The following is a 4,113-nucleotide window of genomic DNA, read 5'->3' as shown; positions in this document are numbered from 1 at the left end:
CCAGCCGCCCTTGCCGATCAGCTCGGGGGCGCGTACTCGGGCGCGTCGGGGTGCCGCGCCCGGCCCGGCCCCGGCCGGCTGACGGGACGTCCCTTGGTGCGCGGGGGATCTCATATGTCTTCTCCACGCGGGGTTTCCGGCCCGCCCGGAAATCGTTGAGCAGGGCGTCCGCATTTCCTGGGTGACGTGAGTTGCCAAGAAAGGAAAACGATGAAGTCCCTCAAGGCCGCCGCCGCCGTCGCCGGTTCCGTGGCCCTCGTCGGCGTCACCGCGCCCGCGTTCGCCTACGACGCCCAGCACCTGCCGCCCATGAGCCTCAACGGCGGACTCGCCCAGCTGACGGAGCACCCGCCCGGCGTGCGGGACCTGATGCCGATCCGGCACCAGTCGGACGCGCTCGACACCGAGAACAAGGACTCCGTGCTGAGCAGCGTCAAGGGCGCCACCACGACGCTCAACCAGCGGGGGCTGCTCGGCGGTCTGCCCCTGCGCTGACGCCCGCTCCCGGCCCCGCCCCGGTACGTCCGGGACCACGTCGCCCGATCGTGTGGCGAGGTCCCGGACGCTGCTCCGGACGGGTGAGAGAGCACCGGGCCGCGCCACCGCCCGTCGATATGGTCGCGCGATGACCACAGCATCAAGCGAAACCCGCCCCTTCCGCGCCGCCGACCTCGGCACCCTCGCGCTGCTCGCCTGGATGGCCAGGAACGAGGAGGGCGGGGGCCACACCCCCTGTCTGCTCGCCTGCTCCCTGGGCGACGGCCCCGACGGCCCCGAGGCCGCGTCCGCCGCCGTCGCCCGGCTCCTGAAGGACATGGACCTGCCCGTGGGCGGCGAGCCCGTGATCGGTATGGCCCGGCCCAGCCTGAAGGTCTCCATGCTGGTCCTCGCCGGGCAGATCGTGCTGCAGATGCCGCAGATCAGCCGCCAGGCCACCCCGCCGGCGGACTGGCTGGAGGCGGTCGGCGAACTCGGGTACGCCTACTTCATGTTCACCACCCGGATCTGCCCGTCGGCCGGTCCCCGCCGCTCGGTGGAGGGACCCGAGCTGGCCGCGTTCGCCGGCTCCCCGGAGACCACCGACGCCGCCGCGCACGTCTATCTGCCCGCCCGCGGCCTGCGCACCTGACGCCCGGCCCCCGGGCCCGGCAACCCCGGCCGGAATTCTCGTACCGACCGCTGGTGGGACTTCTGGACGAGCTGACTATTACGGCACCCGGGGGAATTGTGAAATGCGGGCCATTTCCGCTCGTTACGCGGTACGGACGTCGAACCCCCGCATTTCCGAAAGGGCCCGTACCTGCCATGAAGCCGATCACCCTCACCCGAGGCACCCTCGCCGCCGTCGTCACGGGCATCGCGGCCACCGTGGGAGCCGCCGGCCCCGCCGCCGCGGCCGGTACGGTTCCCGTCCCCGTGCCCCTGGGCGGGGTGTCCCAGGCACTCGGCATGGAGGTGCCCAGGCTCCGCGCCGAGGTCCCGCTGGTCAAGCCCGGCGCCCCCGAGGGGCCCCGCTACGTCACCGGCCGGCTGCTGCCCGACCGGACCCTGCCCCAGCTGCCGGTGAGCGGCGGGCTGCCGGGCCTGGACGGCAGGGCCCCGCTGCCGCGCCTCATGGGCGAGGACTTCGACCACCTCGAGGTGAAGGCGCCCGCCGGTGACGTACGGGCCCTCGCCCCCGGCCTGGCCCTGGACGCCCCCCTGACCGCACCGGACGCGGACCGCTTCGGCCTCCCGTCCGCCAAGCTCCCCCAGGCCGGTGTCCTCGCCCCGGTCCTGCGCACCGCCGCCGACGGCAACCTGGCCACGGGCCCGGGCCGCTGACCCAGGACCCGTACGGCCCGACGGGTCCCTCCGTCCCCCACGGCCCCACTCACGTGGCTCAGGCGGCTCAGGCGGCTCATGCGGTTCGTGTGGCTCGTATGGCTCGTATGGCTCGTATGGCTCTACGGCGGTGACCCCGCGCGCCCTCGGCCGGTTAGCCGGTACGGACATCTGCACCCGGACGAGGAGCGAACATGGTCGTCGGTGTCGGCGAAGTGGCGGTCGGGCCCCATCAGGAGGCCGGGGTTCACCGGGAAGCCGGGGTACATCGGGAGGCCGGGGCCGGACGGTCCCGCAGGGAGTGGGCGCGGGGGCTGCTGGCCTCCGCCGCCGCACTGGCGCTGACCCCGCTCGTCGCCGCCTCCCGGCCCGGGCACCCGGCCGGGCCGGACGACGACGGCGCCTTCGACGAGACCTACCGGGGCCGCCGAATCCAGGGCGTCCTGGTGCCCGCGGTGGGGCGTCAAGCGGCGGGCGAGGCTTGGCGGATCACCGTGGACGGCCGCCCGCTGCACCTGATGCGCCGGGCCGACGGCTCCTGGCTGAGCATGGTCGACCACTACACGTCGTACCGGACGCCACTGGAGGCGACCCGGGCGGCCGTGGACGAGATGGGGCCCGGCCGGCGGCTGCGCGACCTGACGGAGGCCGGGCCGGCCACCGGCCACACCGGCGGCCACGCGCACACGGGGGGACGGCATGGCGTACGTGCGTAAGAACGTCGCGGCGCTCGGCGCCGGGGAGCGGCGCCGGTTCGTGAACGCGCTGCTCGCGCTCAAACGGCGCGGCGAGTACGACGAGTTCGTGCGGATGCACATCGACTACTACAGCGCCGACGGAGAGGCGGGCCTGCGCAGCGCCCACATGGCGCCGTCCTTCCTGCCCTGGCACCGCAGGTTCCTGCTGGAGCTGGAGCGGGCCCTGCGCCGGGTCGACTCGTCGGTGACGGTGCCGTACTGGGACTGGACCCGGGACCGTACGACGACCTCGGTGCCGTGGACGAAGGACCTGCTCGGCGGGAACGGGCGCCACTCCGACCGGCAGGTGATGACGGGTCCGTTCGCCTACGCGGCGGGTCACTGGACCATCAAGGAGGGCGTCACCGACGGCAGGTTCCTCACCCGGGACCTGGGCCGTTCGGCCGCCCCCATCCAACTGCCCACGCGGAGCGAGTTGCAGTGGGCGCTCGACGACCCCCTCTACGACGCCCCGCCCTGGGACTCGACCGTCCGCAAGGGTTTCCGCAACAAGCTGGAGGGGTGGGGGAGCGGCAGCGGCAGCGCCTCCTGGCGCAACCACAACCGGGTACACCGCTGGGTCGGCGGCGCCATGCTCGGCGGCGCGTCCGTCAACGACCCGGTGTTCTGGCTGCACCACGCCTTCCTGGACCTCCAGTGGCACCGCTGGCAGCGGGCCCACCGCGGCCGGCGCTATCTGCCGGCCGAGCCGCCCCGCGCCGGTGACGCCCAGCACGGCCGGGTCGTGGCCCGGCACCAGAAGCTGCCGCCGTGGGACGAGACACCGGACCAGCTGGAGGACATGAGCCGGGTCTACCGGTACGCGTGAGGGTCTGCCGGGTGCGCTGGAGGGGGTGCGCCGGGGGCGCGTGAGGGGGTGTGCGGTGGGCGCGACAAGGCCCCGGCGCTCGGAGTGCCGGGGCTCTTGTCCGCGCGACGGCGACGGCTCAGTGGCCGTAGCCGTCGTTGCCGTGGCTGTGGTTGCCGGGCTTGCCGGGCTTGGTGGGACCGGGCTTGCCGGGCTTGCCCGGCTTGAACTCGTCGCCCTTGTTGGCGCAGGCGTTGCCGAAGGCCGGGTTCAGCAGGCCGATGATGTCGATGGTGTTGCCGCACACGTTGATCGGGATGCCGATCGGCACCTGGATCACGTTGCCGGAAATCACACCCGGGCTGCCGACGGCCGCGCCGTGGGCGTCCGCGTCGGCCAGGGCGAGCCCGGACCCGCTGACCACCACGGCGCCGGCGCCCAGGGCGACAGCGGTCGCCTTCGCGATGCGAGACATCACGTTCTCCTTTTGTTGCTTGTGGCTGGGGAAGCGCGCGGCGGCAGGCCAGCCGCCGCACTTCCCGTTCAACGGCGCCGTGCGGGGCGGGTCACGCCGATCGGCCGGGGATCACCCTTTCAACGGCAGGGCGCCGCGCCGTCCAGTGCGGACACGGCGACGGCGGCTGGGCTGTTCGTGTGACGGCGGTCCGGCACGGTGTTGACCCGGGACCCGGGACCCGGGACCCGGGACCCGGGTGACGGGACGCCCGTCTCTCCGGGGCGCGC

Annotated in this window: 6 protein-coding genes; 5 read left to right on the top strand and 1 reads right to left on the bottom strand. The window is 73.9% G+C overall.

From position 1 onward, the window contains the following. The first annotated feature begins 210 nt into the window (after positions 1 to 210). From H5J33_RS26075 to H5J33_RS26055, 5 genes are all read left to right on the top strand, one after another. The gene (locus H5J33_RS26075; RefSeq protein WP_181797304.1) at positions 211 to 495 is read left to right on the top strand and encodes a hypothetical protein; all 285 of its coding nucleotides are present in this window, start codon (positions 211 to 213) and stop codon (positions 493 to 495) included. A 130-nt stretch (positions 496 to 625) separates the two neighbouring features. Continuing rightward, complete coding sequence (locus tag H5J33_RS26070; protein WP_181797303.1) at positions 626 to 1,129, top strand: DUF5949 family protein; 504 nt, start codon at positions 626 to 628, stop codon at positions 1,127 to 1,129. A gap of 176 nt (positions 1,130 to 1,305) precedes the next feature. Continuing rightward, positions 1,306 to 1,824, top strand: a complete 519-nt coding sequence (locus tag H5J33_RS26065) for a hypothetical protein (RefSeq protein ID WP_181797302.1) — start codon at positions 1,306 to 1,308, stop codon at positions 1,822 to 1,824. 194 nt (positions 1,825 to 2,018) lie between these two features. Continuing rightward, positions 2,019 to 2,540: a tyrosinase family oxidase copper chaperone gene (locus H5J33_RS26060; RefSeq protein ID WP_181797301.1), complete on the top strand. Its 522-nt coding sequence runs from the start codon at positions 2,019 to 2,021 to the stop codon at positions 2,538 to 2,540. After that, positions 2,524 to 3,390 (top strand): tyrosinase family protein, encoded by an 867-nt coding sequence (locus H5J33_RS26055; RefSeq protein WP_181797300.1) that lies wholly within the window; start codon positions 2,524 to 2,526, stop codon positions 3,388 to 3,390. Before H5J33_RS26060 ends, H5J33_RS26055 begins: the two co-directional genes overlap by 17 nt. Positions 3,391 to 3,508: 118 nt before the next feature. Here the strand turns inward: H5J33_RS26055 and H5J33_RS26050 are convergent, their stop codons facing one another. Then, the gene (locus tag H5J33_RS26050; RefSeq protein ID WP_181797299.1) at positions 3,509 to 3,844 is read right to left on the bottom strand and encodes a chaplin; all 336 of its coding nucleotides are present in this window, start codon (positions 3,842 to 3,844) and stop codon (positions 3,509 to 3,511) included. Between the last annotated feature and the right edge of the window lie 269 nt (positions 3,845 to 4,113).

This window comes from Streptomyces sp. WELS2 (assembly GCF_013870595.1).
Lineage (GTDB): Bacteria > Actinomycetota > Actinomycetes > Streptomycetales > Streptomycetaceae > Streptomyces.
Note: the sequence above shows the minus strand (reverse complement) of the source record. Positions and strands in the feature narration are given on the sequence as shown.

What these genes read in the sequence shown, in the direction of transcription:
- H5J33_RS26050 (WP_181797299.1), bottom strand. Translation starts at nt 3,844, where the DNA reads ATGTCTCGCATCGCGAAGGCGACCGCTGTCGCCCTGGGCGCCGGCGCC.
- H5J33_RS26060 (WP_181797301.1), top strand. Translation starts at nt 2,019, where the DNA reads ATGGTCGTCGGTGTCGGCGAAGTGGCGGTCGGGCCCCATCAGGAGGCC.
- H5J33_RS26075 (WP_181797304.1), top strand. Translation starts at nt 211, where the DNA reads ATGAAGTCCCTCAAGGCCGCCGCCGCCGTCGCCGGTTCCGTGGCCCTC.
- H5J33_RS26065 (WP_181797302.1), top strand. Translation starts at nt 1,306, where the DNA reads ATGAAGCCGATCACCCTCACCCGAGGCACCCTCGCCGCCGTCGTCACG.
- H5J33_RS26070 (WP_181797303.1), top strand. Translation starts at nt 626, where the DNA reads ATGACCACAGCATCAAGCGAAACCCGCCCCTTCCGCGCCGCCGACCTC.
- H5J33_RS26055 (WP_181797300.1), top strand. Translation starts at nt 2,524, where the DNA reads ATGGCGTACGTGCGTAAGAACGTCGCGGCGCTCGGCGCCGGGGAGCGG.